At 60.3% G+C, this 25,604-nt stretch carries 27 protein-coding genes and 1 pseudogene; 4 read left to right on the top strand and 24 right to left on the bottom strand.

The features are described from left to right. Positions 1-2: 2 nt before the first annotated feature. The 6 genes from rpmG to I6E60_RS01350 form a co-directional block, all read right to left on the bottom strand. Positions 3-170, bottom strand: a complete 168-nt coding sequence (gene rpmG / locus I6E60_RS01375; RefSeq protein WP_009773536.1) for a 50S ribosomal protein L33 — start codon at positions 168-170, stop codon at positions 3-5. Beyond that, the gene (rpmB, locus tag I6E60_RS01370; RefSeq protein WP_129072582.1) at positions 170-406 is read right to left on the bottom strand and encodes a 50S ribosomal protein L28; all 237 of its coding nucleotides are present in this window, start codon (positions 404-406) and stop codon (positions 170-172) included. The genes rpmG and rpmB overlap by 1 nt, the downstream gene beginning before the upstream one ends. Before the next feature lie 161 nt (positions 407-567). Beyond that, positions 568-951, bottom strand: a complete 384-nt coding sequence (locus I6E60_RS01365) for a Fur family transcriptional regulator (protein WP_197178473.1) — start codon at positions 949-951, stop codon at positions 568-570. Between the two features lie 10 nt (positions 952-961). Further along, positions 962-1,873: a metal ABC transporter permease gene (locus I6E60_RS01360; protein ID WP_197122365.1), complete on the bottom strand. Its 912-nt coding sequence runs from the start codon at positions 1,871-1,873 to the stop codon at positions 962-964. Then, positions 1,870-2,652, bottom strand: coding sequence for an ATP-binding cassette domain-containing protein (locus tag I6E60_RS01355; RefSeq protein WP_231601228.1), 783 nt, complete (start codon positions 2,650-2,652; stop codon positions 1,870-1,872). The genes I6E60_RS01360 and I6E60_RS01355 overlap by 4 nt, the downstream gene beginning before the upstream one ends. A 79-nt stretch (positions 2,653-2,731) precedes the next feature. Then, positions 2,732-3,736: a metal ABC transporter solute-binding protein, Zn/Mn family gene (locus I6E60_RS01350; protein ID WP_197178471.1), complete on the bottom strand. Its 1,005-nt coding sequence runs from the start codon at positions 3,734-3,736 to the stop codon at positions 2,732-2,734. A 129-nt stretch (positions 3,737-3,865) separates the two neighbouring features. On the opposite strand from I6E60_RS01350, the gene I6E60_RS01345 reads away from it, so the two are divergent. Next, entirely contained in the window at positions 3,866-5,143 is a 1,278-nt protein-coding gene (locus tag I6E60_RS01345; RefSeq protein WP_231601090.1) for a D-arabinono-1,4-lactone oxidase, read from the top strand. 4 nt (positions 5,144-5,147) lie between these two features. On the opposite strand, the gene I6E60_RS01340 is transcribed toward I6E60_RS01345, so the two are convergent. The 5 genes from I6E60_RS01340 to hisC form a co-directional block, all read right to left on the bottom strand. Beyond that, the gene (locus I6E60_RS01340; RefSeq protein WP_197122359.1) at positions 5,148-6,284 is read right to left on the bottom strand and encodes an AI-2E family transporter; all 1,137 of its coding nucleotides are present in this window, start codon (positions 6,282-6,284) and stop codon (positions 5,148-5,150) included. Positions 6,285-6,354: 70 nt separating this feature from the next. Then, the gene (locus I6E60_RS01335) at positions 6,355-7,746 is read right to left on the bottom strand and encodes a dihydrolipoamide acetyltransferase family protein (RefSeq protein ID WP_197122357.1); all 1,392 of its coding nucleotides are present in this window, start codon (positions 7,744-7,746) and stop codon (positions 6,355-6,357) included. 14 nt (positions 7,747-7,760) lie between these two features. After that, entirely contained in the window at positions 7,761-8,738 is a 978-nt protein-coding gene (locus tag I6E60_RS01330; protein WP_197178469.1) for an alpha-ketoacid dehydrogenase subunit beta, read from the bottom strand. Then, complete coding sequence (locus tag I6E60_RS01325; protein ID WP_197178467.1) at positions 8,738-9,853, bottom strand: thiamine pyrophosphate-dependent dehydrogenase E1 component subunit alpha; 1,116 nt, start codon at positions 9,851-9,853, stop codon at positions 8,738-8,740. Before I6E60_RS01325 ends, I6E60_RS01330 begins: the two co-directional genes overlap by 1 nt. Positions 9,854-9,877: 24 nt before the next feature. Beyond that, positions 9,878-10,948, bottom strand: coding sequence for a histidinol-phosphate transaminase (gene hisC / locus I6E60_RS01320; protein WP_197178465.1), 1,071 nt, complete (start codon positions 10,946-10,948; stop codon positions 9,878-9,880). A gap of 138 nt (positions 10,949-11,086) precedes the next feature. Here hisC and I6E60_RS01315 point away from each other — a divergent pair, with 138 nt between their 5' ends. After that, a complete protein-coding gene (locus I6E60_RS01315; protein WP_197122349.1) occupies positions 11,087-11,482 on the top strand; it encodes a phage holin family protein in 396 nt (131 codons plus the stop codon). On the opposite strand, the gene I6E60_RS01310 is transcribed toward I6E60_RS01315, so the two are convergent. Then, positions 11,479-12,906 carry a hypothetical protein gene (locus tag I6E60_RS01310; protein ID WP_197178463.1) on the bottom strand — a complete coding sequence of 476 codons (1,428 nt, stop codon included), beginning with the start codon at positions 12,904-12,906 and terminating at the stop codon, positions 11,479-11,481. The genes I6E60_RS01315 and I6E60_RS01310 overlap by 4 nt on opposite strands. Before the next feature lie 375 nt (positions 12,907-13,281). Here I6E60_RS01310 and I6E60_RS01305 point away from each other — a divergent pair, with 375 nt between their 5' ends. Then, a complete protein-coding gene (locus tag I6E60_RS01305; protein ID WP_197178461.1) occupies positions 13,282-13,812 on the top strand; it encodes a low molecular weight protein-tyrosine-phosphatase in 531 nt (176 codons plus the stop codon). An 8-nt stretch (positions 13,813-13,820) separates the two neighbouring features. Further along, on the top strand, positions 13,821-15,212 hold the full coding sequence (gene purB / locus I6E60_RS01300; RefSeq protein WP_197178459.1) for an adenylosuccinate lyase: 1,392 nt from the start codon (positions 13,821-13,823) through the stop codon (positions 15,210-15,212). Positions 15,213-15,333: 121 nt separating this feature from the next. On the opposite strand, the gene I6E60_RS01295 is transcribed toward purB, so the two are convergent. From I6E60_RS01295 to I6E60_RS01240, 12 genes and pseudogenes are all read right to left on the bottom strand, one after another. Beyond that, positions 15,334-16,089: an ABC transporter ATP-binding protein gene (locus tag I6E60_RS01295; RefSeq protein ID WP_197178457.1), complete on the bottom strand. Its 756-nt coding sequence runs from the start codon at positions 16,087-16,089 to the stop codon at positions 15,334-15,336. Next, complete coding sequence (locus I6E60_RS01290) at positions 16,086-17,138, bottom strand: iron chelate uptake ABC transporter family permease subunit (protein WP_374189208.1); 1,053 nt, start codon at positions 17,136-17,138, stop codon at positions 16,086-16,088. The genes I6E60_RS01295 and I6E60_RS01290 overlap by 4 nt, the downstream gene beginning before the upstream one ends. Next, positions 17,131-18,117, bottom strand: coding sequence for an ABC transporter permease (locus I6E60_RS01285; protein ID WP_197178454.1), 987 nt, complete (start codon positions 18,115-18,117; stop codon positions 17,131-17,133). The genes I6E60_RS01290 and I6E60_RS01285 overlap by 8 nt, the downstream gene beginning before the upstream one ends. A 92-nt stretch (positions 18,118-18,209) precedes the next feature. Next, on the bottom strand, positions 18,210-19,193 hold the full coding sequence (locus I6E60_RS01280) for a siderophore ABC transporter substrate-binding protein (protein ID WP_197178452.1): 984 nt from the start codon (positions 19,191-19,193) through the stop codon (positions 18,210-18,212). A gap of 222 nt (positions 19,194-19,415) precedes the next feature. Next, a complete protein-coding gene (locus tag I6E60_RS01275) occupies positions 19,416-19,661 on the bottom strand; it encodes a hypothetical protein (RefSeq protein ID WP_197156358.1) in 246 nt (81 codons plus the stop codon). Continuing rightward, the gene (locus tag I6E60_RS01270; RefSeq protein WP_197122331.1) at positions 19,661-20,305 is read right to left on the bottom strand and encodes a hypothetical protein; all 645 of its coding nucleotides are present in this window, start codon (positions 20,303-20,305) and stop codon (positions 19,661-19,663) included. The genes I6E60_RS01275 and I6E60_RS01270 overlap by 1 nt, the downstream gene beginning before the upstream one ends. Before the next feature lie 86 nt (positions 20,306-20,391). Continuing rightward, positions 20,392-21,780, bottom strand: coding sequence for a replicative DNA helicase (gene dnaB / locus I6E60_RS01265; RefSeq protein ID WP_197106864.1), 1,389 nt, complete (start codon positions 21,778-21,780; stop codon positions 20,392-20,394). 396 nt (positions 21,781-22,176) lie between these two features. Continuing rightward, on the bottom strand, positions 22,177-22,629 hold the full coding sequence (rplI, locus tag I6E60_RS01260; protein WP_197122329.1) for a 50S ribosomal protein L9: 453 nt from the start codon (positions 22,627-22,629) through the stop codon (positions 22,177-22,179). A gap of 12 nt (positions 22,630-22,641) precedes the next feature. Further along, positions 22,642-22,905, bottom strand: coding sequence for a 30S ribosomal protein S18 (gene rpsR, locus I6E60_RS01255; protein WP_009773575.1), 264 nt, complete (start codon positions 22,903-22,905; stop codon positions 22,642-22,644). Between the two features lie 42 nt (positions 22,906-22,947). Beyond that, on the bottom strand, positions 22,948-23,454 hold the full coding sequence (locus I6E60_RS01250) for a single-stranded DNA-binding protein (protein WP_197122327.1): 507 nt from the start codon (positions 23,452-23,454) through the stop codon (positions 22,948-22,950). 122 nt (positions 23,455-23,576) lie between these two features. Continuing rightward, a pseudogene (gene rpsF, locus I6E60_RS01245) lies at positions 23,577-23,918 on the bottom strand (30S ribosomal protein S6); the annotation flags it as partial. 183 nt (positions 23,919-24,101) lie between these two features. Beyond that, on the bottom strand, positions 24,102-25,529 hold the full coding sequence (locus tag I6E60_RS01240) for a CCA tRNA nucleotidyltransferase (RefSeq protein WP_197122323.1): 1,428 nt from the start codon (positions 25,527-25,529) through the stop codon (positions 24,102-24,104). Positions 25,530-25,604 lie beyond the last annotated feature (75 nt).

The raw sequence follows: 25,604 nt of genomic DNA, 5'->3' as shown, positions 1-25,604 counted from the left end.
GTTTAGCGCTCCTCGCGGAATTCAACGTGCTTGCGAACCACCGGGTCGTACTTCTTGAGTACGAGGCGGTCGGGGTTGTTGCGACGATTCTTGCGCGTCACATAGGTGTAGCCCGTTCCAGCAGTTGAACGGAGCTTGATGATCGGACGTACGTCCTGTGCCTTTGCCATTAGATTTTCTCCCCACGTGCAAGGAGGTCCTTGACAACGGATTCGATGCCACGAGCGTCAATTACCTTGATGCCCTTTGCGGACAGCTGAAGAGTTACGTTGCGGCGAAGCGACGGTACGTAGTACGTCTTCTTCTGGATGTTCGGGTCGAAACGGCGCTTGGTGCGACGGTGCGAGTGCGAGATTGCGTGTCCGAAGCCGGGAATGGCGCCGGTCACTTGGCAGGTTGCTGCCATGGTGATACTCCTGTTCTAGTTACCGTAAGGACAAAGCCTTACCCAAGATCACTTGTCGGCACACACACTGCATTCTTCTCAAACCCGTGTTTTGGCACGAATTCAATCAGGGTGGGATGTGTCTGCGAGAGCGGAAGATACCGCTCGATCAACGGTATATGTTACGTGCTAGAGCACGCCGGGCACAAGCCGAAAACATCAACGATGTGGTGCGGTTCGGTAAAACCGTGTTCGGCGGCGACGTTTTTGGCCCACTCTTCTACGGCATCCGCCTTGATTTCGACGGTTGTTCCGCAGTTGCGGCAGATCAAATGGTGGTGATGCGAGTCGGGCGTGCAGGCGCGAAACAGGCTTTCGCCATCTTGCTGCAGAGAGTCAGCGTCGCCCGTTCCGGCCAAGTCAGCCAGGGCGCGATACACCGTGGCCAGACCGATCGCGCTCCCGGCGTCGCGCAGCGCGGTGTGCAGCGCCTGAGCGCTCACGAAACCCTCTGACTCAGTCAGAGCATCCCGCACCGCTTCTCGCTGCCACGTATTGCGCTTCATAGTCACCACTCTAGCTTTCACCTGCTGGGGTAGCGCTGATCAATTCAGCTCCGGATGCGCGGCTCGAGACACGACGACCGCCCCGATTGCGCCGCACCGCGATGATGCGACACACGATGTAGATCAGGAACGAAATAGTCGTGATGTAGGGGCTGATCGGCAAGGATCCGCCGATCGCGAGCAAAACGCCACCGGTCGCCGACACGAAACCAAAGATCATGCTGAGCACGGGCACGAGGCGCGGCGATGACGATACCTGCATCGCTGCCGCGGCTGGCGTCACGAGCAGTGCCATCACCAACAATGCGCCAATAATCTGCACCGCCACCGCGACCATGAGCCCCAGCAGCACCATGAAGCCAAGAGAAAGCCACCGGGACGGAACGCCACGAGCTGCCGCAACCTCAGGGTCGAGGCTGTCGAACGTCAGCGGACGCCACACGACAAAGAGCGCTGCCAGCACCACGACGCTGATCACGATGAGCAGGCCGAGTTGCTCACTATCAACCGAGATGATTTGGCCCGTGAGGAGGCCAAACTTGTTTCCACTGCGTCCGGGATAGAGCGCCAGGAACAGGATGCCCAAACCCATACCGAACGGCATGAGCACACCAATAATTGAGTTTCGGTCGCGAGCCTTCGCCCCGAGCATCCCGATCAGAATCGCAGCAACGAGGGAACCCGCGAGCGACCCAGCCACCACATTGGCGCCAAACAGCAGCGCGGCGGCGGCTCCCGCAAAGGAGAGTTCGCTGATGCCGTGCACGGCAAAGGCCATGTCTCGCTGCATAACGAAGACGCCGATGAGGCCGCCCGCGATGCCGAGTACTGCTGCGGCAATCAGGGAAAACCGCACCAGGTTCAGGAGTTCGCCGTAGTCGCTGAAGTTGACGACCTGACCCCAGAATTCGTCGAAGGTCATTCGATCTCCTCCTCGTGATGGTGGTCACCCTGCGGCGTGCCGGCCACGATGACGCGGCCGCCCACCCGCACAACTTCCACGGGTGTGCCGTAAAGCTCGCTCAGGACCTCGCTGCGCAGCACTTCGTCTGGCGTGCCGATCATGAACTTGCCACCGGCGAGGTACAGGATGCGGTCGACCATGCTCAAAATTGGGTTCACGTCGTGGGTCACAAAAATTACGGCGGTGTCGTGCGCGCGACGGCGGCGATCGATCAGTTCAGAAACGCCGCGCTGATGTTGCAGGTCGAGGCTGAGCAGGGGTTCGTCGCAGAGGAGCAACACAGGGTCAGCGGCCAAGGACTGGGCAACCCGCAAGCGTTGCTGCTCGCCGCCCGACAGTGAACCGAGGGGTTGGCTTGCGTAACCGGTCGCCCCCACGTCAGCGATGAGCTCATCAACGCGTTCTTTTACCGCGCGGGGGAGCGTGGGGAATCCGAAACGGTGCCCATTGACTCCCAGAGTCACCAGATCCCGACCGCGCAAAGGGGTACCAGGGGCCGCAAGTTTTTGTTGCGGGATATAGCCGATACAGCGATCGCCCCGGCGAACCGGATGCCCGGCTACCGTGATCGTGCCCGAGTCGAGCTTCTGCTGCCCGAGGATCGTTTTCAGCAGACTCGATTTGCCTGAGCCATTAGCGCCCAAAACTGCGAGAAACTCGCCGGGTGCGACATCGAGATTCAGGCCTGACCAGAGAGTGCGCGCTCCAAAGCCGAGTACACCATCGCGGATGCTCAACACGGGAACTGCCGCGGACGCCGAACCATCCGCGGCAGAAGCCGGTGTAGTGGCTGTAGTACTCACAGCGTTGCCACCATTACGGGACAAGGACCACCGCGAGTTCGTCCAAGTTTGAAGTCATCCATTGGATGTAGTCTGCACCCTCGGGCAGCGTCTCCGTAAATGACACCACGGGAAGGCCTGCTGCTTCGGCCGCTTCGCGGACTCGCTCAGTCTCGGGGCTTGCGGTCTGCTCGTTGTACGCCAACAGCGCGGCGTGACCGGAATCGATCAGGTCGAGCACCTCGAGCAGAGCAGCCGGGGGAACATCCGAACCCTCTTCAATCGCCTCAGTGAATTCCGGCGACGTGTCATCGTGCAGGCCAACCGCTTCAAGCAGGTAAACGGCAACAGGCTCTGTTACCGCAGCGCCCTTACCCTCCGCGCTCTCGGCGATGGTGTCGGCCTGGTCTTCGAGTCCTTCAAGATCCGAAAGGAACGCTGCGAGGTTTGCCTCGAAAGCGTCGCTGTTCTCGGGGCTCAGTTCCGTGAGCTCTTCGCTGATGTGTTCAGCAACGTGCTCGATGGCGTGGAAGCTGTACCAGATGTGCTCGTTGAAGCCCTCGATGTGGTCGTGGTCCTCTTCTTCGTCGCCCTCTTCTTCGGCATGCTCGTCTTCGTCAGCGTGATCGTCGCCGTCTTCCTCAAGCAACCCGGATACTTCGACCGCGTTGATCAGGAGGGCTTCTGAACCGGCAGCTTCATACAGCGCTTCGGCGAAGGGGTCGTAGCCGCCACCGTTGAGGATCATAAGGTCAGCTTCGGAGACAGCGAGCTGGTCGCGAGCCGACGCTTCGTAGCTGTGGGGATCTTGAGCCGGGTTATCGATCAAGCTCGTGACGGTAACGGCGTCGCCACCGATCGTGGCAGCGATGTCACCGTAAACGATCGTGGACGCGACGACGGCGATCGTGCCGTCATCCTCGGTGGGCTCGGTGGCCGAACATCCGGCGAGGGTGAGTGCGGAGACCGCAAGCACGGCCCCAGCGGTCAGCGCGCGTGAGCGCGGAGTTGCAGAAAAGGCAGAGGTGAAGCGAGACAAGGGAGTGTCCTTCGAAAGCTGTAGGTAATAGCGGTAATGAGATTCGTTATCAATAGAGTACACCTGGAACGAGAGGACGGCGAATCAGCCGACATCCATCCCTGCTGGCTACGCTCAAAGGGCCCTGCGATGGGCACAGAAAGCGAGTACACAGTGTCAACACCACTCACCAACTGGGCCGGCAACCTCAGCTACATCGCCGAAACGATTGAGCAACCGACGACCGTCGTTGAGGTGCAAGAAATAGTGGCTCGCTGGCCCCGCGTTCGAGCGCTCGGCACCCGACACTCCTTCAGCGACATTGCGGATACCTCCGGGGCGCTCATCAGCCTGGCCGAACTCGACCCCGAAATTCGGATCGATGCGGCATCGCTGACCGTCAGCGTCACCGGGGGAACCAGCTACGGCATCCTGATGGCGGAACTGCAGAAGCACGGCTTCGGCCTGCACAACACCGGGTCTCTCCCGCACATCTCTGTTGCCGGAGCCACCGCTACCGCAACCCACGGCTCCGGAGACGGCAACGGCATCCTCTCCACCGCCATTGCCGCTCTCGAACTCGTCACGGCAGACGGCTCCCTCGTGACGGTCGATCGCTCCAGCGACGACCTGTCAGCGCTGGCGGTGGGGCTCGGAGCTTTTGGCATCATCACGCACGTGACCCTCGACATCCAGCCCAGCTATGTTGTGCGTCAAGACATCTACCGGTTCGCGCCGTGGGAGACGGTGCTCGAACAGCTGGATGAGGTGATGGCTAGCGCCTACAGCGTGAGCCTTCTTGCTGACTTCGCTAGCCCTACCGTGGCCCAGGTCTGGCTCAAGACCCGCCTCAGCGATGGCGCTGAGGCGCCACTGGCCTCCACCCTGTTCGGCGGCACCTGGTACGACGATTCCGAGGAAGCTTCGCGCGAGCATGTGAACCAGCGCGCGAGCGTGCCCGGCCCGTGGTCAGAACGGATGCCGCACTTTCGCCTCGACGGTCAACCCTCCAACGGCGGCGATGAGTTGCAAAGCGAGTACTACGTCGCGCGCGAGCACGGCGTTGAAGCGTTGCGCGCACTGCGCTCTCTTGGCGCCCAGATCTCGCCGCACCTGCTCATCTCAGAGATCCGTACTGCTGCGGCCGACGCCCTGTGGATGAGCCCCGCCTACGAGCGGGATGTGCTGTGCATCGGCTTCACCTGGGCGAAGCACCCTGCCGAGGTCGCAGCGCTACTGCCGGTGATCGAAGAAACTCTTGCACCATTCGCACCGCGGCAGCACTGGGGCAAGCTTTTTCACTATGGCGCCGACGTCATCCACAAACGCTTTCCGCGAACCGCCGACTTCGTTGCGCTTCAGCGAGAGTACGACCCTCACGGCAAGTTCTGGAATCCGTTTCTCGAACGGACCCTAGGGCCCCGCTAGCGCGCTACTTCTTCTTTTTCGCGGCCGCCGGATCAACATCGGGCCGGTGCCCTTTTTCGTTCCAGGTCTTGAGAATCGACCACCCCACCGCAGCGATCGGCACGGCCAACACTGCGCCCACAATGCCGCCCAGAATCGTTCCGGCCGTCAATGCCACCAAAATGACGAGCGGGTGGATGCTCAGCGACTGCGCCATCACGACGGGCTGCAAGAAGTTGCCCTCGAGCTGATTCACCAACACGACGATGCCCAGCACGATTAGTGCCACGACCCAACCGTTGGTCACGAGAGCGACAACGGCGGCCAAGATGCCGGCGACGGTCGCACCGACGAGAGGGATGAAGGCGCCCAAGAACACAATGACCGCGAGCGGCAGCGCCAGAGGAACCTGCAAAATGAGCAGTCCGATACCGATACCGAAGGCGTCAACGGCCGCAACCGTTGCCGTGCCGCGGACGTAGCCGCCCAGAGTGCGCACGGCAGTGTGACCGATGCGGTGTCCGCGTGCGAGGCGTTCGCCATCAAGCGGGCGAAGGAAGAACTCCCAGATGCGGTCGCCGTCTTTGAGGAAGAAGAAAAGGATCACGAAACCGAGCAGGATTCCCGTGACCACCTGAGCCGCCGCTGAAACGCCCTGAATAGCTCCGAGACCGAAGGTTGCGCTCGTCACGAAGTCGATCACCGCGTTCCAGGCATCATCGAGGGCTGTCTGATCGATCGGGAACGGACCGTCGAGCGCGAAGTCCTTGAGTTGCTCAAAGCCCTCGACAGCCGAATCAGAAAGCTCCGACCACTGATCCTCTACGGCGAAAACGACCGCGGTAACCAACCCACCGAACACCACGATTCCGCCAAGCAGCGCGGTCCAGGTCGACAGTGCTCGTCCGACACCACGGCGACGCATCCAGACCACGATCGGGCTCGCAGCCGCAGCGAAGATCAGAGCGATAAGCACGGGAATAACGACAAGTTTGATCTGCGTCAGCGCAAACACAATCACCGAGATGAGCGTGAGCAGCAAGAGCACCTGAAGCGCCCGAATGGACCAAGCGCCCAAGCGGTCGGTCCAGAGGTCGTGGATTCCAGGGCGCGTCGAATCGGATGTGGAGGGAAACACCGACGATTTCTTTCCGAAGATCATTCGGCTACATTACCTATCGCTTCGCCTGATGTGGTGAAGCGATGGAGTGTTGTTGCCTAACGCTCAGCTACTAGTCGAGCAGCAGAGCAGGCTCTTCCAGCACACTCGCAAGATCTGCCACGAAACGGCTCGCAACATCCCCGTCAACAATGCGGTGGTCGAAGCTCGCGCTGACCGTCGTGACGTAACGGGCCCGCACTTCGCCGTCGACAACCCACGGCTTTTGCTTGATCGTGCCCATCGCAACAATCGCCGCTTCACCCGGGTTGATGATGGGGGTTCCCGTATCCATGCCGTACGAACCGAGGTTAGTGATCGTGATCGTGCCGTTCGACATTTCGGCGGGTTGGGTTTTGCCATCGCGTGCCGTCAGCGTGAGCTGCTCGAGGGCCTTGGCGAGCTCGAGAAGGCTCAGTTCTTGGGCATCTTTGATATTCGGAACGATGAGTCCCCGCGGCGTTGCCGCAGCGATACCGAGGTTTACGTAGTGGTGAACGGTGATCTCTTTATCGGTCCAGCTCGAGTTCACGGTCGGGTTGCGACGCACAGCCCAGTTCACGGCCTTCGCCATGATCAATAGCGGACTCACGCGCACGCCAGCAAAATCGGTGGAACTCTTGAGGCGCTTCACGAACTCCATGGTCCGCGTGGCATCCACGTCAGTAAAGACGCTGACGTGCGGTGCAGTGAAGGCGCTGTGAACCATTGCCTTCGCGATTGCCTTGCGCACACCCTTGACCGGAATGCGCTCTTCGCGTTCGTCACCCCACTCCGGGGTTTCGATGTTGCGGAAGACACTCGCTTGCGACGCGTGACGAATCACGTCTTCGCGGGTGGTCTCACCAGCCAAACCTGTCGCCTCGACCTCGGCAAGTTCAACGCCCAAGTCTTTGGCGAGCTTGCGAATCGGTGGCTTCGCAATGATCGGGCTTGCGAACGAAGCGGGGACGGATGCCGGGCGCGGCTTCGAGGGAGCGCTGGCGGCAACGACATCCTTCGCCGGCTGCGCACCCTTGCGGCGACGCGAGCTGACATGCCCGCCGGTGCCGTAGCCCACGAGCACTGCCCCTGGCTTATCGTCTTCGCTAGCGATCGTGGATGCTGTGTCGGCGACCGCGGCAGCCGTGTCATCCTCAGCGCTGCCCTCGGCGCCGACGTCAGACATCATGCCGTGGCTCTCGTCTTCGCCGGAGCCCGGAGCGGTCAGCTCAAGTGAGCCGCCTACCGACTGCACGGTGATGATCGGGGTTCCGACCTCAACGGTCATCCCCTCCTCAACAAGCAGCTTCTGCACGGTGCCTGCAAAAGGCGATGGCAGTTCAACGAGCGACTTAGCCGTCTCGATCTCAACGAGCACCTGGTTGACGACGATTTCATCGCCGGGCGCAACTTTCCAGGAGACGATCTCGGCTTCAGTTAGCCCCTCGCCCACATCGGGGAGAGGAAATTCAGATACGGCCACGAGGGCCTCCTTCGTCAGTAGGCCAATGCCCGGTCGACAGCATCCAAGATGCGGTCAACACTAGGCAAGTACACGGATTCCAGCTTGGCGGGAGGGAACGGGGTGTCGTAGCCGCTCACGCGCAGCACAGGTGCTTCGAGCGAGTAGAACGCACGCTCGGCTACCGTAGCGGCAACCTCCGAGCCCACGCTGACATTCCCTGGTGCCTCTTGAACAACGACAACGCGACCCGTTTTCTGGGCGGATGCCACAATCGGGTCAAAGTCGATGGGGGAGAGCGACCGAAGGTCAACAACCTCAACGCTTGTGCCTTCTTCGGCGGCGAGTTCTGCTGCTTGCAACAACATCGACACAATCGCGCCATGGCCAACGAGGGTCACTTCGGTGCCCTCGCGCACGACGCGGCTGGAGTGAGTGGCGATGCCTGCCGACTCGCGGTCGACCTCACCCTTCTGCCAGTAACGCGATTTGGGCTCGAAGAACATCACCGGGTCGTTGCTGGCGATGGCTTCTTGAATCATCCAGTAAGCGTCATGCGGGGTGGCAGGGCTCAACAATCGAAGCCCGGGAGTGTGAGCGAAATAGGCTTCTGGGCTCTCCTGATGATGCTCGACCGCACCAATGTGTCCACCGTAAGGAACGCGGATTACGACTGGCATCGTCAATGTGCCTTCGTGGCGCGCCGTCAGTTTGGCCAGTTGGGAAGTGATCTGGTCAAAGCCCGGAAAAATGAAACCGTCGAACTGGATCTCGCACACCGGGCGGAATCCGCTCATGGCTAGCCCGATCGCGGTACCCACGATTCCCGATTCGGCGAGAGGAGTGTCGAGTACTCGCTTGTCGCCAAACTCAGCCTGAAGTCCCTCCGTCACCCGAAAGACTCCGCCGAGCGGACCAATATCTTCGCCCATCAGAAGAACTCTGCTGTCGCGTGCCAGTGCAGCCCGCATGCCCTCGTTGAGGGCCTTCGCCATCGTCATCGTTTCAGTCATTAGTTGCCCTCCTCAAACGATGCTTCGAAGTCAGCGAGCGCCGCGCGCTCCGCATCCATCAGCGGATGCGGGTCTGAGTAGACATTGTCAAACATCGTCGAGCTGGCCGGCACCGGCAACTCGGTGATGCGCTTACGGATGTCGGCAGCGAGGTCGTCACCCTCTGCCGCAATTTCGTCGAAGAAAGCTTGGCTCGCGCCGCGGCCCCGTAGGTAGGTGTCGAAGCGGGTGATGGGGTCACGCTGAGCCCAGAACTCGAGTTCGCTGTTGTCGCGGTATTTCGAGGGGTCGTCGCTCGTGGTGTGGGCACCCATACGGTAAGTGAGGGCCTCGATAAAGCGGGGGCCTTCGCCGGCGCGGGCGGCATCCAGATTGGCCTTGCTCACTGCGAAGCTGGCGAGCACATCGTTGCCGTCGATTTGCACGCTCGGGATGCCGAAACCTTCACCGCGCAGGTAGAGCGGGGTGCGCGACTGGCGTGACACGGGCACCGAGATCGCCCAGTGGTTGTTTTGTAAGAAGAAAACTTGAGGCGTTTGGTAGCTAGCGGCGAAGACCATTGCTTCGCTCACGTCACCCTGACTCGTGGAGCCATCGCCGAAGTAGACCATGACGGCAGTGTCTTTATCGGGATCCCCGGTGCCAGCCAGTCCATCGAGATTCAGGCCCATGGCGTAGCCGGTGGCGTGCAACGTTTGCGAACCGATCACGAGCGTGTAGAGGTGAAAGTTGCTGTGCTCTTTCGGATCCCAGCCACCGTGGCTGAGGCCCCGGAACATCGACAGAATCGTGATCGGGTCAACACCACGCATCAGGGCGATGACATGCTCCCGATATGAGGGGAAGAGGTGATCTTGAGGTTTAGCGGCAAGAGCAGAACCTACCTGAGCGGCCTCTTGACCATGGCTCGGCACCCAGAGGGCGAGCTGGCCTTGACGTTGCAGGTTGGCGGCTTCGATATCAAAGCGGCGCATCACCACCATGTGGCGGTGGAACTCCTGAAGAGCGTCGTCGCTGAGCTTGTCTACGTACGGAAGGTACTGTTCGCTGGCATCGCTGTGAACGAGCGTGCCCTCGGGGGACAGCAGCTGAACCGTCGCGGCGGTATAAGGCATTCGACTAATCTAACGCGGCCAGCGTTAGATCGTTTCCCTTGAAGCGACAACCTCTTGGGCTGCTCTTAGGAGTTTCTCCACAGATTCCTCTTCGCCAACGCTTACCCGAAGGCCCTCGCCGAGCGCCCGAACGACGATCCCGTGTGACCGGAATACCTCTGCAGCCCAGTCGGTTGCTGACCCGGTCGGCAACCACACAAAGTTGCCGTTGGGGGCGGGTACGTCCCAGCCTTGCTCGCTGAGGCCAGCAACGATTCTGTCGCGCACCGCATTAATGTGGGTCACCCGCTCCAACAATTCATCTTCATGTTCGAGGGATGCGGTGGCCGCTTTCTGGGCGAGCTCCGTGACCGAGAGCGGAATCGCTACCGCTCGCGCCGCATCCATCACGTATTCGGCGCCGATGGCATACCCAATGCGCAGGCCAGCGAGGCCGTAGGCCTTGGAGAAGGTGCGGAGCAACACGAGGTTGGGGTACTGACCGGCGAGGGTTTCTCCACGAACGGCGTCGGGGTCGGTCACGAACTCGCCGTAGGCCTCGTCGAGAACGACAAGAACGTTCTCGGGAACGGTGGCCATGAAGTCGCGGAATTCGGCATCCGTCACGACAGTGCTGGTGGGGTTATTGGGGCTGCAGACGATCACGACGCGAGTGGATGCCGTAATGGCGGCGCTCATGGCCGCAAGGTCATGCCGGTGGTCGGCCTGATTCGCGACCTGCACGCTCGTGGCCCCGGCCGCCGACACCAGCAAGGGGTAAGCCTCGAAACTGCGCCAGGCGTAGATGACTTCGTCGCCCGGGGCGGCGGCAGCGCTCACGAGTTGGGCGAGCACGGCAACAGAACCGGCTCCCACCTGCACGCTGTCGGGGGTGACTCCGAAGCGTTCGGCCAGTTGGGTACGCAGTTCGAGGGCGGATGCATCGGGGTAGCGGTTGATCGAGTGCGTCGACAATTGCGCGAGCACCGAGGGCAGCGGCTCGTAGGGATTTTCGTTGGAGGACAGCTTGAAGGCACCCGCGGCGGCGGGCGCTCCCTGACGGTAGGGCACGATGGCGGCGATTTCGGGGCGGAGCTGTACTCGTTTGCTGGTCACGTCACCAGCCTAGGGGCGCGAGTGGATGCATTCGTTTCGCGCCGGTGACAATGTGCGAGGCGATTCGCGCGCCTCGTTGTGCCGCCCTTCAGCGGATAGCCGTTGCGGCAGCGCAAACCCGTGCTGCATAGTTGACGTATGAGAATCATCGTGCGCTTGCTTATCAATGCTCTTGCTTTGTGGCTGACTACGGTGGTTGTTGCCGGGGTCGAGATCATTCCTTTTGCTCCCGGGGGAACCCTTGAGGTCGTTCTGACCTTCTTGCTGGTCGCTGCGGTGTTCGGAATTGTGAACGGCGTGCTCGGCAATCTGATCCGTATTGTTGCTTTCCCGCTGTACGTTCTGACACTGGGCCTTCTTGCTCTCGTGGTGAATGGTCTGCTGCTGTTGCTCACGAGCTGGATCTCAGGTCTCTTCGGTTTCGGCCTCGTTGTTGACGGATTCTGGTGGGGAGTGCTTGGCGCGCTCGTCTTGGGTCTCATCAGCTGGTTCATCGGCATCCTGGTTCGGCCCGTAGTAGGCCGAAAGCGCTAAGGCTGCACCCGCTCGTACCCGTAACTAGTGACGGTGGTTACAGCATCCTTGTGAACGGTCGGCGTTAGGTTCGACACGGCGTCGCGAAGAAGTTCACTGTCTGTGCTGTCTATTCGGCGCGCAGTTTCTCGATACTCGTCCAGTTGATGGGCTGGCGCCATAACACCGTCGGGTAGTGCACGGCCAGCAAAGACCTCTCGCTCCACGATCACCGCGTGCTGATTTCCTTGAATCCCCCCTGCTGCCGGAACGATGTCATCGCTGTGCTCGAAGAGGAGCGTGGGAACGGTTGGTGGGATCTTGATCTGACCCGTGTTGCCTCCGAACCCGACTAAACCGGTGACGTTGTAGTCTTCCGATTCTGCGAGCCGGGCAACGATAGTTGCTCCCTGGGAATGCCCGGTCAAAGCAACCGGACTCTCGCCGGTAACGCCCGCTTCCTTCATCGCTGCAATGACTGCTGCGGATGCTGCCGCCTCCTGGTCCGCGGCGAGGCTGAGATTGCTCGTGCCGTCGAACGGTTGAGCTGAGTCGGAGATAGCAAAGTCAACGGTCCCGGAAACGTACACCTCGAAGGAGTCGTCCTCTCCGGGAAATGATGTCTTTTCTATGCGGATCTGAAACGGAGAATCTGGGGTGGGTTGGGGAATTCGTTCGGCGCGTTCCTCAACAGAGTGGGCGGGCTCCACGCGAGTGGTGTCGCTCTTGCTGACCAGTTGCACCGGCGTTTCTTTCAGCACCCCGGCGATACCTCCCAGCCGCTGGATCGCCCCGGCTGCGGTGGGAAGCCCCAGAACACCCGCCGCGCTCAAGACGCTCACTAGTGATGGCGGTAACCCTGCGGCTCCGGCCAAGAACTCATCGGCATTCATCACACCGAAGCGAACAGCGAGTACATACGCCGGATCGCTTATGAGTTCGTTGAGTTCAGCAGTGAACTTTTCGCTGACGAACACTTCTGCTGGATTGCGGCCCGTCACGAGAGCTGCTGCTGTGATCCCCAACAGAATCGGCACCGCTGTCACCGACAATGCCAACACTGCGGCGTGCGTCGGGAACAAGAAACCGAGCCACGCCGCGGCATCGGCCGTGATCTTGCGAGAAACTCCCTCGGCGAACGCCTCAGCCAACCCGTAGCTGTCGGCAGCGAATCGCACGAGATTACTCAGGTGCTCGGCACGATGAGCGACTCTCTGAAGGTCAGAGAAAGCGAAGTCGAGGTCATCCTCGGCGAGCGCGGCAGCCGTAGGGATGCCGAGCATCTCGAGTTGGCTGAGGGTGAGCCGGGCATCCACCATCTGAATGGCACCGGCGATGTCCCGCGTCATTTCGGCCGCCCGCTGGAGTGTGCTGACAGCGATGAGCATTTCCTCCGTCGAGACCGAAACGCTGCCACCACCGGAGATGATGAGTTCATCCGACATAGGAGCCCATCTGCTGAAGTGCCAACATCGTTCGATGTTCTGCCGTCTCAATCAAGGTCCGTGCTCGCGTTAGGTCCCGGTGCAGTTCAAGCACCCCGGCATCGAACAGCTCCTGGGCAGGACCGCGCCAGTCGATGCCCGCGTGGGGAAGAAACTCTCGCACAGAGCTGAGCCGGGCAAGGATCATGCGGAGTTGTTGGGCTTGAAATTCAAGTGCGACGCGAGCAGTCGCATCCAGGGGTGTAGTCAATGGTCGCCTTTCGCTGTCACAACTCTCGCCAAACCCCGCCCCACACAGTGGCTACCAACACGTATCGGGGAAGGGAATACGTAGACCAGCGCTGTTGGGGAGTTGAAACTGCGACAGAATGAAGCATGACCTTCGAGCGAGCACTCTCAGACTCGACTGCTTTTAGGGTCTGTTTCGTGTGCACCGGCAACATCTGTCGCTCTCCGATGGCCGAAACAGTGTTTCGAGAGCTTGTTGCCGAAGCTGGCCTTCAGGACCGCATCGCGGTTACTTCCGCCGGCACCGGTGACTGGCATGTGGGGGAGTCAGCTGACCCCCGCACCATAAGCGCCCTTGCCGCACGCGGCTACAATGGTTCTGGGCATCGCGCCCGCCAGTTCGACCCCGAATGGTTTGACAAGTTCGACCTCATTGTCGCGTTCGATCGAGGACAGGAACGCATTCTGCGCACGTGGGCACCCAACGATCAAGACCGATCAAAAGTGCAGCCCATGTTGAGTTTTAACAGCGAACTCGCTCCTCTTATCGACGTGCCAGACCCCTACTATTCGGATGCCGCACTTTTTGATCATGTCCTCGGCATGATCGAGAAAGCGTGCGGCTCACTATTTCGTCAGATCACGCCAGGCATCACAGCACCAACCCCCAACAACTAGGGAGCCCCATGAGCCCGTTGCCCGTTCAACCACTGAGCCCCCTCGATGGCCGCTACCGTCCCGCCGTTTCGGACTTGGGGGAGTACCTGTCCGAGGCTGGCCTGAACCGGGCCCGCGTGCATGTTGAAGTCGAGTGGCTGATTTTCCTCACGAGCAAGAGCCTGTTCGGTTCGAGCCCGCTGAGCGCCGACCAGGTCACCGCCCTGCGCGCCTTCGCCACCGATTTTGGTCAAGAGCAGATCGATGAACTCGCTCGCCTCGAAGCCACCACCCGCCACGACGTCAAGGCCGTGGAGTACCTGGTGCGCGCCAAGCTCGACGAGCTCGGTCTCAACACGATCGCTGAACTCACTCACTTCGCCGCCACGAGCGAAGACATCAACAATCTCTCGTACGCGCTCACCATCTCGGATGCCGTACGCGAAGTCTGGCTGCCCAAGTTCCGTACCGTGCTCGCTGCCCTTCGCGCGCAGTCCGAGCTCATGCGCGACAACGCGATGCTCGCTCACACCCACGGTCAGCCGGCGACGCCGACCACCATGGGTAAGGAATTCGCGGTCTTCGTGTACCGACTCGACCGCATCATGATCCGCATTGAAGGCATCAGCTACCTCGGCAAGTTCAGCGGAGCTACTGGCACGTTTGCTGCTCACCTCGCGGCAGACCCTGAGCAGAACTGGCCGGCGCTCTCGAAGGAGTTCGTGGAGTCGCTCGGGCTCGACTGGAACCCGCTGACCACGCAGATCGAATCGCACGACTGGCAAGTGGAGCTGTACCAAGCCACAAGTCACGCGAACCGCGTGCTGCACAACCTCTGCACCGACGTGTGGTCGTACATTTCGATGGGCTACTTCCGCCAGATTCCGCAGGCGGGCGCAACCGGTTCGTCGACAATGCCGCACAAGATCAACCCGATCCGCTTCGAAAACGCTGAGGCCAACCTCGAGCTCTCGAGCGCTCTTCTGGAGTCGCTCGCTCAGACTCTCGTGACCTCACGACTCCAGCGCGACCTCACCGACTCCACGACGCAGCGCAACGTGGGTGTCGCCTACGGTCACTCGCTGCTCGCTCTCGACAACATCGAGCGCGGCCTCAAGGAGATCGCCCTCAACCCTGATGCTCTTGACGCTGATCTCGACAGCAACTGGGAGATCCTCGGCGAGGCCATCCAGACGGTCATTCGCGCCGAGGTCACCGCGGGCCGCAGCACCATCAGCGACCCCTACGCGATCCTCAAGGAACTCACGCGCGGCAAGCGCATCAACTCTGTCGACCTCACCGAGTTCATCTCGGGGCTCGACATTGGTGCGGATGCCAAGGCACGTTTGCAGGCGCTCACGCCGGCGACCTATGTCGGCCTCGCCAGCTCGCTCGTCGACTACCTCGGCGACGCCAAGTAGCCCACGCACTGCGGCGAGCAACTCACGCTAAACAAAGGCCGGTCTCCTCACGGAGGCCGGCCTGTGACGTTTGCGCCCCTGATTGCTCCGTCTGACAGGGGCGCCGCACACTCCTCGGGGCTTAGTAGTACACAGCGAGGGCGCCGTTGGGCCCGTCGATGACCTGCACCGGGGTATCGAAGATCCGGGTGAGCACGTCATCGGTCAAGATCTCAGCGGGCGTTCCGAACTCGGTGACCTGACCATCCTTGACGGCACAAATGTGGTCGGCGTAGTGCCCGGCAAAGTTGATGTCGTGAAGCACGATGATGATGGTGCGGCCAAGTTCTTGGGCGGCGCGCTTCAAGTGGCGCATCATCTGCACCGAGTGCTTCATGTCGAGGTTGTTGAGGGGCTCATCGAGCAGCACGTATTCGGTGTCTTGCGCGAGCACCATGGCAACGTAGGCGCGTTGGCGCTGCCCGCCTGAGAGCTCGTCAAGATATCGGTCTTGTAGGCCTTCAAGGTTCAGAAAGCTGATGGAATTGTTGATCGCCACCTCATCCGCTTCGGTCAGTCGGCCTTGCGAATACGGGAAGCGGCTGAACCCCACGAGCTGACGCACCGTGAGTCGGGCGATGAAGTGATTCTCTTGCCGCAGGATCGCGATGATCTTGGCGAGGTCTTTCGACTTGGTGTTCGCGACGTCGTAGCCCGCGACTTCGATGTGGCCGGAGTCGATCCCGAGCAAGCGACCGATCATGGTCAGCAGCGTGGATTTGCCCGCACCGTTCGGGCCTACCAGCGCGGTGATGCCACCCTCGGGGATCGTCAGGTCGACGGGGCCAATGGTGATTTCGTGGCCGTAGCTTTTGCCCACATTGTTCAGGGTGATCACAGGCGGCCCTTTCTCAGAATGACGATGAGGAAGACGGTTCCTCCGACAAGTTCAACGATGATCGACACCACTCCTTGCGCGTAGAACAGGTTCTTCATCACGAAGTACGCTCCGCCCAGCACCACAAACCCGGCCAATACCGCGATCGGGAAGATGTGGCGATGGTCGTAGGTGTCCGCGAATTGGTAGGCGAGCGTGGCGACCAAGAACCCGAAGAAGGTCATCGGGCCGACGAGCGACGTCGAGACAGCCATCAGAATCGACACGAAGAACAGCACGCGCATGATCTCGAAGCGGTAGCTGATTCCTAGATTCGTGGCGGTGTCAGAACCCAGCGCAATGATGTTGAGGCGCCGGCCCTGCGAGAGAAGCACGGTGCCGGCCACCAAGCAGAGCACGAGCGAGATGGGCAGGTAGCTGGCATCCGCATTGGAGATGGACCCGAACAGGCGGGCCGTGAGGATGTCGAACTCGCTCGGCGTGAGCAGGCGCTGCATGAAGGTCGACACCGCTCCGAGCCCGCCGCCGATGATGATGCCGACGAGCAGCATGATCTGCAGGTTGCCGTACTTTCCCGTGAGCAGCCAGCCGTACAGCAGCAGCGAAAGCCCCACCATCAGCGCGATCTGAAGCAAGAACTGGGGGAGACCCTGCAGGGCAACGATGCCGCTGATGCCCAAGAAGTACACCGCGGAGGTTTGAACGGCCACATACAGAGACTCGAAGCCCATGATGGATGGCGTAAGAATCCGGTTGTTGGTCACCGTCTGAAAACTCACGGTCGCAATCGCCTGGCAGAAGGCCACGACGGCAATCACAATCACGTTGGTAGCGCGCAGCTCCGCGATGAGCCAGAACCCGTCGGTACCGACCGGCATTGGGTTATCCCACGCCAGCAGGCCGACGGCGATCGCGACAGCGACCACGCTCAGGATGCTGAGGAGTATCCAGTAGCGGCGACGCGCCTTGACCGTGGGGAAGGGCCCTGTCACGCTGGCCGCGCCGACGGCAATAGTCGGCTTCTCTCGAGCATCCACGGGACTATGCACGGCGGCGCTGCTTCAACAGAAGGGCAATGAAGACGACCGCACCCACGACGCCCAGAATGAGCGACACGGGTACTTCGAACGGCATGATGATCGTGCGGCCCACGATGTCGCACACGGTCACGATGGCGATGCCGAGCAGGCACACCCAGGGCAGGTTGCTGCGCAGGTCATCGCCGCGGAACATCGACACGATGTTGGGAACGATCAGCCCGAGGAACGGCAGATTGCCGACGACAACGGTCACGACTCCGGTCGCTACCGCAATGAGCGCGGTGCCGATGAGCAAAATCTGGTTGTAGTTCACACCGACATTCGTAGCAATGTCTTGGCCGAGCCCCGCCACGGTGAGCCGGTCGGCGAACAGGAAGATCACGACCACGACGACTGCGACGATCCAGAGCAGTTCGTACTGCCCGCGCATCACCGAAGTGAAGCTGCCGGCGAACCACACGGAGAGGCTCTGAAGCATGTCGGTCGAAAGAGCAATGTAGGTGGAGATGGCGCCAACGACGGAACCGAGCATGATGCCGACGATCGGCACGATCAGCGACGAGCGCAGGGTGACGCGGCGCAGGAAGAGAAAGAACACCCCGGTGCCGATGAACGCGGCGATGACCGCACCGGTCATGCGGGCGAGGAGGCTGGCTCCCGGAAAGAGAATCATCACGGTGAGCAGTCCGAGGCCTGCCCACTCGGTAGTGCCGGTCGTGGTCGGTTCCACGAAGCGGTTCTGCGTCAGCAACTGCATGACGAGCCCGCTCATTGCCATCGCTGCACCCGCGAGCACGAGGGCAACCGTTCGGGGAACGCGAGTAATGCCGAACATTCGTTGGCCGTCATCCGCCCCAAAAATGTCGTAGACACCGATGAAGAGCGAGGCAACCAACAGCAGCACAACGCCCACCGTCGCGAGCAGGAGTTTCCAGTCGAAAAGGGTGGTCGTGTTGGCGGGCCGTCGTCGGGCGAGTGTTGATGTCATCCGTGAGTGAGGGTTTCTGATTGAAAGCCAGAACCGTTCGGCGCTGAAGCTAGCCCGAGGGCAAACTTCAGCGCCGAACGGGGTGAGTATTGCTAGTTCTTGGCTTCGAGAGCGTCAGCGAGAGCGTTGAAGAACTCGGTGTACGTCTGGATGCCTTCGTTCGTGTAGGTGTCAGCCGGCATGTATACGAGGTTGCTTTCCTTCACCGCGGTGACGCCCGAGAGTGCTTCGGAGTTCTCAAGCACCTCGCTGCCCTGCACGTAGCTGGGGTCGTCGGCGAGAATCGCGGCGTCGCGGTCCATCACGAGAATCCAGTCGGGGTTGGAGTCAGCAATTGCCTCTACCGAGATGTCATCACCCTGGTGGTCTTCGCTGCTGTCATCGACATCCAGTGCGGCGGTGAAGTCGAAGATGTCGAAAAGCGGGCCGAGGGTACGACCGACGGTCGGAGCCGCGTATCCGATCTCTCCACCGGAGGTGATGACAGCCATCACGGAGTCTTCGCTGTTGTACGCCGCGTTCACGCGCTCGATGGAGGCATCGAAGTCAGCATTCAGCTGTTCGGCCTCTGCTTGCTTGCCGAAGATCTCACCCAGAACGGTGGTCTGGCGCTTGAGTTCGGCGTCAAAGGGCTCACCCTCGCGCGGGTCAAGGTCAACGACCACGGCGTCAGGCACGAGCTTGGCGAAGTCGTCGTGGTACGGCGCAAACCGCTGCCCGTTGATGATCACGTCGGGTTGAACGGCAACGACGGACTCGAGATCGGGCTCGCTGTGGTTACCCAGGTCGATGATCGAGTCATCTTCGGTGTAGGCAATCGTGCTCGGCATCAGCGCGACAGCAGCGGCACTGAGTTCGATTCCCCAGTCCGAGAGAGTTTCGAACGTGCGGTTATCCGTGGCGACTACCGAGGTGAATGGCGTCGACAGCGTGTGGCTGCCGTTGTTGTCTTCGAACTGAACAGATGCTTCAGCCCCGTTTGAATCTGCAGCTTCGGGGGTAGCGGTGCTGCAGGCAGCAAGCGCGAGCGCCAGTACTCCGACGAGTACTCCGTGCCGGGTTCGTGAAAAGTTCATGGTGTCCTTAGTTATTTCGGATGACCGAAAGCGGTCGGGCGTAAAAACGCAACACCCGCTGCAGCGAGTGTTGCTTAGGTAAGCCTAACCTTAATAAAGACTGGGAGTCAAAGAAGTTCCAGTCACCAACCGCATGAACTTCTGGGCGCTCCAAAGAGGTCGATCGGGGCGCACTTCAGCCGTTTTAGGCGGGTGCACACTACCCCCGTACGTCAGAGCACACTAGTGCGAGGCGTCGCGGTCCTGCTCATCCATGTCAAGAAGTTCGTCCTTATCGGGACGAACGGCGAGCACGAGCATTGCGATAACAACAAGCGAGACGATGAACGCAACCCCAGTGAAGATGAGGGCGAGCATCAGTTCACGGGTCGACATGAAAACGACGAGACCGGCGAACAGCCCGAAAATCGCGGAAAGACCGAGCATTTCGGCTGGACGCGTGCGGTCACGCTTGTCTGGGGAGGCCACTATTCTTCTTTCTCTTGCACGGCTGCGGTTACAACATCATGATCGGTTCGACTCCACTTGAGCGAGAATGCCGCGATCACTAGGTACACACCAAGAATGGCCCAATAAGCTCCGAGAAGACCGACCACCACAATGGATGCCGTGAGTTCTCGGTCGATTCCATCGGGTCCTGTGTAGGGCTGGCTGAATCCCGGCGGCACAAGCAGCACGATGAGCGCGAGTAGCGCAGTCAGGCCACCGACGAAAACCCAGTCGCGGGATGACGCGTCACGTCCCCGGCTGCGGAGACCAAGGTAGAGCTCAAGAAAACCGGTGATGGCGGCGAAGGCTGTCAGCAAGAAGACGAAGTAGGCCTGGCCTCCGCCCGTCGCGACGAACGCGGCGACGGCAGTGGCGAGCGTGACGACGCTCTGCGTGATCGTGAAGGAGCGAGCGATACCCCGGTGCGGCGACATGATGCTCGCCGTGAGAAGAACGGCGCCGACCACGAGGGTAAAACTTGCGAGGGTGACAAGACCGAGGCGCGACGAATGGTCGGCCGAGAACGTGATGACGATGGCCAGAGCAAGGGCGGGAATAGCGCGAGCTAGCGGCACGTACCACGCAGTGGATGCCGGCAGCGGCTCAGCGTGAGCACTAGTCAAGCGATTGCCTTCTTTCTCAACAAGCGGATGCTTCTAGTGTAGGCCGCTTGGGACACTCCCCTGTCGGGGATGCTGACCAGAAACGCCTAGGACCCTGGCGGCAGGTCGACGAAGCGCGAGAAGTGACCGTGGAAGCCCACGGTGACGGTGCGCGTCGGTCCGTTTCGGTGCTTGGCAATGATCAGGTCGGCCTCACCGGCGCGGGGGCTGTCTGCTTCGTACGCGCTTTCCCGGTGAAGCAGAATCACCATGTCGGCGTCTTGCTCGAGCGACCCCGATTCACGAAGGTCGGAGAGCGCTGGCTTCTTGTCGGCACGCTGTTCAGGACCACGGTTCAGCTGGGAGATAGCAATCACGGGAACTTCCAGCTCTTTGGCGAGCAGCTTGAGTGCACGAGAGAACTCACTGACCTCTTGCTGACGCGACTCGACTTTCTTGCCGCTCGTCATGAGCTGCAAGTAGTCGATGATGACCATGCGCAGGCCAACCTTTTGCTTGAGCCGACGGCACTTGGCGCGAATCTCCACCAGAGTCATGTTCGGGCTGTCGTCAATATAAAGCGGAGCATCATTGATGCGGCCACGAGTCTGCGCGATGGTGGTCCAGTCGTTGGCGTGCACCGAACCCTTACGCATGTGCTGCAGCGGAACGCTGGCTTCTGCCGACAGCAGTCGCATAGCGATTTCGCTTCGTCCCATTTCGAGCGAGAACACAATCGACGGCAAATCATGGTGAATGGATGCTGCGCGGGCGAAGTCCAAACCAAGAGTCGACTTACCAATAGCGGGTCGCGCGGCCAAAATGATCAGCTGACCAGGGTGAAGCCCATTGGTGAGTTCATCGAGCTCAGCGAATCCGGTGGGAACACCGATCATCTGGCCGTCGCGGCCGCGAGCTGCTTCGATTTCGTCGATTGCGCTCTCGACGGCGGTCGTGAGGGGTACGTAGTCTTCGGTTTCCACGCCACCGGTCACGGAGTAGATCTCGGCCTGGGCGTTGTTGACAAGGTCGAGAACTTCGCCCTCGCTGGCGTAACCCATCTGAACGATGCGTGTCCCCGCTTCAACAAGACGGCGAAGGACCGCTTTCTCCGTGACAATCGTCGCGTAGAAGCCGGCATTGGCTGCGGTTGGTACGAGACCAGTGAGCGTGTGAAGGTACTCAACTCCACCGGCTCGGGAGAGCTCACCTGTCTTCGTGAGCTCGTCGGTAACGGCGATGACGTCAGTTGGTTCACCGTGCGAGTAGAGGGTGAGTACTGCGTTGAAGATGGTTTCGTGCTTGGGGACGTAGAAGTCGACTCCGCGTACGGTCTCGATGACATCGGCGACAGCATCCTTGCTCAAGAGCATTCCACCGATGGCGCTTTGCTCGGCAAGGAGGTCGTGGGGAGGTACGCGGTCACCGCGGGAGCTGCCTCGAGATTCGCCTGATTGACGCTCGTCGCCCGAAAGGCCTAGGTGCGCGATCGACATGGTTTTCCTCCTTGTGGGGCAGCTCTATTTATACGAGTAGCCCCTGACACTCGGGCAGGCTCCTCACTGGGACCCGCTCCAAGGCTGCTTTACCCTACGAAGCAGAATCAACTACCCACAACTGGGGATGTGTATAAACCTGTGCACAACTCGGACGAAACGCCGACTGCTGTGTGAACAACCTGTGGAAACAACTGTGGAAACAGCGGGGAATAAACACTCGAATCGCCGCTTGACCTGCACTTTTAGTTTTCACACACAATGTGTAAAAACATGCCTAAAGTCGAGATTGAGGGTTCCGTATTTTTCGTAATCCTGTGCACAAAAGGCTTGACAACGGGCCTTAAAACACAAGGACGACGAGCCAAGCGGCTCGTCGTCCTTGCGATAAAACAGTTACTTGCTAGCAACCACCTGAAGGGTGATCGTTGCAACGATGTCGTCACGCAGACGGATCGTAGCTTCGTGATCTCCAACAACCTTGATTGCCGACGAGATTTCAATCTTGCGCTTGTCGATGTCGCCAAGTCCTGCAGCGGCAACAGCGTCCGCTACGTGAGCGGGCTTAACTGAACCGAACAGACGTCCACCCTGACCAGCGGTCACGGTGAGCTTGACCTTGGTCGCCTGGAGGCGAGCCTTGAGGTCCTGAGCTTCTTCAAGCGTGGCGTGCTCGCGCGATGCGCGTGCTGCCTTGATGGACTCGACCTGCTTTTCGCCACCGCGAGTCCACGCCACGGCAAAGCCCTGGGGGATGAGGTAGTTACGGGCGAAGCCGTTCTTTACGTCTACAACGTCGCCAGGCGCGCCGAGACCAGTCACTTCGTGAGTGAGGATGAGCTTTGACATGTCGGTGGCTCCTTAACGGCCTGCGCCGGCGTAGGGCAGCAATGCCATCTCACGGGCGTTCTTGACGGCCGTGGCGATGAGACGCTGCTCCTGAACGGAAACACCGGTAATACGACGGGCGCGGATCTTTCCACGCTCGGAGATGAACTTACGAAGCGTAGCGACATCCTTGTAGTCGATAACGCCTACGCGGATCGACTTGGCTGGTGCGGCGTTCTTGCCGTCCTTGCCTTTGCGGATGGGCTTGCGGCGGTCGCCGCTGCTCTTTCCTGCCATGAGTGTTACTTCTTTCTGTAAATAAGACTGATCGTCGAGTGCCTAGAAAGGCGTCTCGTCGGAGTAGTTACCAGGGGTGTTCCATACATCGCCAGATGAGGCTGCAGGAGCGCTAGCTGCCCACGGCTCTTCCTTTGCCTGGCCGCCACCGTTTTGCTGGACTCCACGAGGGGCCGAGCTGTCACGGGGGGCGCGGGTGATCTGCGTCGTTGCATAACGGAGGCTGGGACCGATTTCGTCGATCTCCAGTTCCATGCTCGTGCGCTTTTCGCCCTCTTTGGTTTCGTAGGAACGCTGACGAAGACGACCCTGCGCAACAACGCGGGTTCCCTTGGTCAGTGAGCTGGCAACGTGCTCGGCGAATTCACGCCAGCAGGAAGCGCGGAGAAAAAGTGCTTCTCCGTCTTTCCACTCGTTGGATGCTCGATCGAAGGTGCGCGGCGTAGAGGCAATGGTGAAGTTAGCTACGGCAAGTCCGCCCTGCGTGTAACGCAGTTCGGGATCTGCCGTGAGGTTCCCCACGACCGTAATGACTGTTTCGCCGGCCACGGTTACTTAGCTTCCGCTTCAGCCTTGGCTTCGTCAGCAGGAGCAGCAGGAGCGGCGGGAGCGGCGGGCGCCGGAGCAGCCTTAGCTTCTTCAGCAGGAGCCTTGGTTGCGGCTGCAGGAGTCTTTGCTGGAGCAGCTGCCTTGCGGGCGGCCTTCTCTTCAGCAACCTTCTTGGCAGCAGCTACCTGAGCGAACCCAGCTTCTGCACGCAGCACCTTGGTGCGCATGACAGCTTCGCTGAGTGAGAGTTGGCGGTCGAGCTCGTCTGTTGACTTGCTCTCTGCGGTGAAGTTGACGACGGCGTAGATGCCCTCGGTCTTCTTGTTGATCTCGTAGGCCAAACGACGGCGACCCCAAATATCGATGTTATCGATGGTGCCACCGTCATTACGGATGACATTGAGGAACTTGTCGAGACTGGGAGCCACGGTGCGTTCGTCGATCTCTGGATCGAGGATGACCATGAGTTCGTACTGATGCGTCACAAACCCACCTCCTTCGGACTTAAACGGTTACAGACGGTCTGTAACAGGAGGGTGTTGACGTTCATCGAACTGCCCAAAGGCAGTCAGACAACCTGCCCAGTGTAGTTGCTTGGCACGCTAATACTCAAGGTGAGAAGAAAAGCCGCTTTCGCTAGCGGGCGTCTACTGGCGGGCAGCCCACCAGGCTCGCAATCGCTTTTCTGCTTCGTCGTCACCGAGCGGTCCTTCATCCAGACGCAGGTCGAGCAAGAACTTGTAGGCCTCGCCCACCTCACGACTCGGCTTAAGCCCGAGGATCGCCATGATCTGCTCACCGTCAAGATCGGGACGAACTGCAGCAACTCCCTCTGCCTCAGCGATAGCCGCAATGCGGTCCTCGAGATCGTCGTAGGCAAACGAAAGTCGATCGGCCTTGCGCACATTGCGCGTGGTGACATCCGCCCGCGTAATGATGTGGAGACGTTCAAGTTGGTCACCGGCATCCCGAACGTAACGGCGCACGGCCGAATCGGTCCAGGCACCCTCGGTGTAGCCAAAGAACCGCAAATGCAATTCAATAAGGCGCGCCACCGCGGTGATGGTCTCCTTGTCGAAGCGCAGTGCACGCAAACGCTTCGTCGCGAGCTTCGCACCCACAACATCGTGGTGGTGGAAAGTAACAACGCCACCGCGCTCGATCTTGCGGGTCGATGGCTTGCCAATGTCGTGCAGAAGCGCAGCAAGACGCAGAATCAGATCGGGGCTTTCAATGCCCGGCCGACGCTTCTCGAGATCGATCGCCTGACGCAACACGGTGAGGGAGTGTTCGTAGACGTCCTTATGGTGGGCGTGCTCGTCCACTTCAAGCTTCAAGGCGGGCACTTCAGGCAACACTTGGTCAGCAAGGCCGGTTTCGACCATGAGGCGGATGCCCGGCACGGGGTCATCCGTCTTCAAAAGTTTTGTCAGCTCATCGCTCACGCGCTCTACGCTCACAATGTCGAGGCGCGGAGCGAGCTGCTTCATCGCCGCGACAGTAGCGGGGGAGACCGTGAAACCCAGCTGCGACGTAAACCGTGCGGCACGCATCATGCGCAGCGGGTCATCACCGAACGAGACCTCGGGGGAGCCCGGCGTTGTCAGAGTCTTGCTGAGGAGATGTTCAACGCCGCCCCACGGATCAACGAGAACGCGCTCCGGCAATCGCAACGCCATCGCGTTGACACTGAAGTCGCGACGTTCCAGATCTTTTTCGAGAGAATCACCGAAGGCGACAACAGGCTTACGGGTCGCACCGTCATAACTATCGGCACGGTAGGTCGTAATCTCAACCGTCTCGCCATCAATGCGGGCAGCGATCGTGCCAAAGTCCCGGCCGATATCCCACTGCGCTTCTGAAATCGGCTTCACCATGCGCATGATGTCGTCGGGGGTCGCATTAGTTGCAAAATCGAGGTCTGTGACCTTGCGGCCCAAGAACGCATCCCGCACCGGACCACCCACGAGGGCGAGTTCGAATCCCTCAGCAGCGAAGCGCGCCGATAAGGTGGCTACGGGTTTAGAGTCGGCAAGCTGTCCGAGACTCTCGATCGCGTGGGCAACACTCTCCATGATGCGACTAGTTTCGCACGAGCAACGAGTGCAATTTGTCCCCAACCGAGCAAAGCACCCACCATTCAGACAAGG

Origin of the sequence: Salinibacterium sp. SWN167, assembly GCF_015864665.1 — a bacterium.
Classification (GTDB): Bacteria; Actinomycetota; Actinomycetes; order Actinomycetales; family Microbacteriaceae; genus Rhodoglobus.
Note: the sequence above shows the minus strand (reverse complement) of the source record. Positions and strands in the feature narration are given on the sequence as shown.

Excerpts from the sequence above, each read along its gene's own strand:
- rpsR (WP_009773575.1), bottom strand. The coding sequence starts at position 22,905 with ATGGCAGGAAAGAGCAGCGGCGACCGCCGCAAGCCCATCCGCAAAGGC.
- I6E60_RS01325 (WP_197178467.1), bottom strand. The coding sequence starts at position 9,853 with ATGCCTTATACCGCCGCGACGGTTCAGCTGCTGTCCCCCGAGGGCACG.
- I6E60_RS01310 (WP_197178463.1), bottom strand. The coding sequence starts at position 12,906 with ATGTCGGATGAACTCATCATCTCCGGTGGTGGCAGCGTTTCGGTCTCG.
- purB (WP_197178459.1), top strand. The coding sequence starts at position 13,821 with ATGAGCCCGTTGCCCGTTCAACCACTGAGCCCCCTCGATGGCCGCTAC.
- I6E60_RS01340 (WP_197122359.1), bottom strand. The coding sequence starts at position 6,284 with ATGATCTTCGGAAAGAAATCGTCGGTGTTTCCCTCCACATCCGATTCG.
- dnaB (WP_197106864.1), bottom strand. The coding sequence starts at position 21,780 with ATGTCGATCGCGCACCTAGGCCTTTCGGGCGACGAGCGTCAATCAGGC.
- I6E60_RS01240 (WP_197122323.1), bottom strand. The coding sequence starts at position 25,529 with ATGGAGAGTGTTGCCCACGCGATCGAGAGTCTCGGACAGCTTGCCGAC.
- I6E60_RS01365 (WP_197178473.1), bottom strand. The coding sequence starts at position 951 with ATGAAGCGCAATACGTGGCAGCGAGAAGCGGTGCGGGATGCTCTGACT.
- I6E60_RS01315 (WP_197122349.1), top strand. The coding sequence starts at position 11,087 with ATGAGAATCATCGTGCGCTTGCTTATCAATGCTCTTGCTTTGTGGCTG.
- I6E60_RS01305 (WP_197178461.1), top strand. The coding sequence starts at position 13,282 with ATGACCTTCGAGCGAGCACTCTCAGACTCGACTGCTTTTAGGGTCTGT.
- I6E60_RS01360 (WP_197122365.1), bottom strand. The coding sequence starts at position 1,873 with ATGACCTTCGACGAATTCTGGGGTCAGGTCGTCAACTTCAGCGACTAC.
- I6E60_RS01345 (WP_231601090.1), top strand. The coding sequence starts at position 3,866 with ATGGGCACAGAAAGCGAGTACACAGTGTCAACACCACTCACCAACTGG.
- I6E60_RS01330 (WP_197178469.1), bottom strand. The coding sequence starts at position 8,738 with ATGACTGAAACGATGACGATGGCGAAGGCCCTCAACGAGGGCATGCGG.
- I6E60_RS01280 (WP_197178452.1), bottom strand. The coding sequence starts at position 19,193 with ATGAACTTTTCACGAACCCGGCACGGAGTACTCGTCGGAGTACTGGCG.
- rpmB (WP_129072582.1), bottom strand. The coding sequence starts at position 406 with ATGGCAGCAACCTGCCAAGTGACCGGCGCCATTCCCGGCTTCGGACAC.
- rpmG (WP_009773536.1), bottom strand. The coding sequence starts at position 170 with ATGGCAAAGGCACAGGACGTACGTCCGATCATCAAGCTCCGTTCAACT.
- rplI (WP_197122329.1), bottom strand. The coding sequence starts at position 22,629 with ATGTCAAAGCTCATCCTCACTCACGAAGTGACTGGTCTCGGCGCGCCT.
- I6E60_RS01285 (WP_197178454.1), bottom strand. The coding sequence starts at position 18,117 with ATGACATCAACACTCGCCCGACGACGGCCCGCCAACACGACCACCCTT.